This is a genomic window from Okeania sp. SIO2B9, from assembly GCF_010672505.1.
In the GTDB taxonomy this organism is placed as follows: Bacteria; Cyanobacteriota; Cyanobacteriia; order Cyanobacteriales; family Microcoleaceae; genus Okeania; species Okeania hirsuta.
This window is the reverse complement of sequence record NZ_JAAHGK010000951.1, coordinates 1-3,042: the sequence shown is the minus strand read 5'-3', so window position 1 is coordinate 3,042 and position 3,042 is coordinate 1. Positions and strand designations below refer to the sequence as shown.

Sequence of the window (3,042 nt, the reverse complement as noted above, 5' to 3'; positions counted from 1 at the left end):
CGATCGAGCTGATTCTTATTATCAGAGATATTATGATTATGAGTATATTCAGCCACGTTAAGAAGAAATGAAGTAGTTTTACTTGTGGAGAAAATTATCTTGTATCTTGATATTCTATAGAAGATGACGATTGATAAGGAATAGATTTATAGATCGGGACTTACGCAAATCAACCTTTTAAACACCATCTGTAGGGGCGAATGGCATTCGCCCTCACTATATTTAGGGTTTGCTGAAAAAGTCTGATGGTGATGATAGGCAACAGGTAAAAGTTTAGACTATCTGCTACGGCCAAATTTTCTGATAGTCAGGGGAAAAATATTAGCATTTTGATGCAAATTGAGCCAAAAACCTTGTACTTTTTCAGCAATATTTAGGGTTTGCGTATGGAAAGTCTTTTTGCTGGGGTAGGAGACAACCCACCCCTCGCCCCTCCCCCTCCGGTGGAGGGGAATACTGGAGACAGGAGACAACCCACCCCTCGCCCCTCCCCCTCCGGTGGAGGAGAGAAATAGGAATGAGCGAGGAAGTTAGGAGTAAGAATTTTCCCTGAATTTTTCTGCCCAACTATGCGCCTAAAATACGCTCCTTTTTGAGCGTTTTAGACTGAAACAGGCGCACTTTTTAAAAGCCCCAAAAAGGCTAAAATCTTTATATGTCAATGCTTTTAGGTTAGATCGGTAAGCCCTATTTAACCCTGGAAGCATTTGCAGGTATTGATTACAATGCTATTCAGCAAACCCTACATATAGCAAAGGCGAATGGTATTCGCCCCTACAGATGGTGGGTTAAAAGTCAATTTGCGTAAGTCCTGAGTTTATTTGTAGAGAAAATTATCTTGATCTTCTTTAGAAGATAACGATTGATAAGGAACAGTTTTTTCCACTCCCCATCTCCCCATCTCCCCATCACCTAAGTGGACTTAAACTAAAGCGATATACTTTGCAAATGACTACGAGGGTTAAAAGTGCGATTAGCTTTAATTTTTTCGTAGCACTCTTTTTCTATAGCACTAATATCTTTGGGGACAGTAATAGTAACCCGTACTAACTGGTCAGTACGTCCCCCTGACTTAGCTTTTGGCCATCCCTTACCTCGTAACCGTAAAGACTGACCGGAACGAATACCCGCAGGAATATTAACATTAACCATACCATCAGGAGTTGGTACTTCAATAGATGTACCCAATACAGCTTCATCTGGAGTTATTGGTACTTCACAAAGTAAGTTCTCTCCATCAAACTGGAAAAAAGAATGAGACTGAATTTCTACCTTTAGATACAAATCTCCTCTTTTCTTAGTGTATGGATCTAATTGACCTCTACCTTTAACTCGAATTTTACTTCCTGGTTTAACCCCTGGAGGAATGGAAACTTCTCCAGTACCTACACGTTTTTGTGTTCCTCGGAAAGCTTCTGCAAAAGTAAGAGTAATCTCAGCTTCTAAATTCAAAGAAGCTGCTGACTGACGATTTTCAAAATTAGAAAAACCATCAAATCCATTATTAAATCCCCCTGGCCAACCTGTATTAGTCTTGTAGGTATAAGTTTGTCGTCCACCAACATTACCACTACCTGGAGTTCCACCACGCCCTAATAAGGTATTGATAAAATCTTCAAAACTGGCATACTGACTAAAATCGAAACCTCCAAAATCTACGGTAGTACCACCAGTACCTCCAGGCCATCCGCCACTTGTGGAACCGACTTGATTCCAGTATTGACCAAATTGGTCATACTTTTTACGTTTTTCTGGATCTGATAAAACTTCATAAGCTTCATTAACTTCTTTAAAACGAGCTTCTGCTTTCTTGTCACCTGGGTTCATATCTGGGTGGTACTTCCTTGCTAATTTACGATAAGCTTTTTTTATTTCTTCGGCAGTAGCGCTTTTAGTTAAACCTAAGATTGAATAATAGTCTTTAAAATCAGTTGTAGCCATTTATCTATCTCCTCATTTTAATATTTTTCAGATTACAGTGCTTTTCAAATTGATGAACCACATCTTTACAAGCAAAACCTTGTAAGGACGTTCAATGGAACGTCCCTTTTTAACCGAGAGAGAAGTCAATTAGTAGTTAATTATAAGAAAACCATCAATAACAAATGTCAAGTATTAAAAGTCAAAAGTAATATACATTATAGATATAGCAGATTTCATCAGGCGTGAGGTACATCCATAGCGGGCAAGATGCCCACACTGTAGAAATTCCCTAGTTAACATCTGTATTTCAGGTACTTGGAATCTGCTGTATATCTGGTTTCAAGTGTTTTTTTGATTTTTAAGATGCAATATTCATAAATTCAGATAAGGTCGTTATGTTTTCTCCAGTAGAAATTAGTTTCAACCCATCTCCTAGTTGGCAACATTTTTTATAAAAAAACTACTGCCAGATATTAGTAACTAATCAATCGGGCTGAATTTTAATTTTTGACTTTACTTCTTTCAAGTTATCAAGGTTTAATATTTATTTAAGTTCGGTTTTTCCTGAAAGAGTAATAGCAATTGCCGTACTCTATATTTCTCTATATTTATTTATACTTTATCTATAGGCACTCAGCTATCATCTATCAGCTTGAGTTCAAACTATTACCTACAAAGTATTGAATTTTTATGGCTGTACTAAAAAATTTTAGTTCTATAACTCCACATTAAAAGTTAATTATGAATTATGAAAAATGTCAGAATTAAAGCTATTTTTTTTAGTTGTAATATGGGGATAAATTTAATGAATATTTTATGTAGAGAAAATCTCATTTTAGTAATTAATAACTAACAACTCCCTTTCCTTAAAATTAGAGGATTGACTAAAAGATTTTTTTTCTTGTTTTGATGCGCAGAGACTTTAAATCTTAATTATTCAGTAAAATGCAAAAAAACCTCTTCTATTCTGTTTTCTGCTTTGCGATAACAATAATTTTCAACGTCCACATATTAGGGCTTGCTGATTAAATATCAAAGCATTGACTGATATTGATTTTAGCCTTTTTAGGGTCGAATTGCAGTGTGCCTGTTTCAGTCTAAAATGCTCAAAAAGTTAGA

At 36.1% G+C, this 3,042-nt stretch carries 2 protein-coding genes; one reads left to right on the top strand and one right to left on the bottom strand.

Annotated features, from left to right (window positions below; genetic code table 11):
• The first annotated feature begins 386 nt into the window (after positions 1-386).
• Positions 387-515 (top strand): hypothetical protein, encoded by a 129-nt coding sequence (locus tag F6K13_RS25880; RefSeq protein WP_275670405.1) that lies wholly within the window; start codon positions 387-389, stop codon positions 513-515.
• Between the two features lie 412 nt (positions 516-927).
• Here the strand turns inward: F6K13_RS25880 and F6K13_RS25875 are convergent, their stop codons facing one another.
• Positions 928-1,941, bottom strand: coding sequence for a DnaJ C-terminal domain-containing protein (locus tag F6K13_RS25875; RefSeq protein WP_124145931.1), 1,014 nt, complete (start codon positions 1,939-1,941; stop codon positions 928-930).
• Positions 1,942-3,042 lie beyond the last annotated feature (1,101 nt).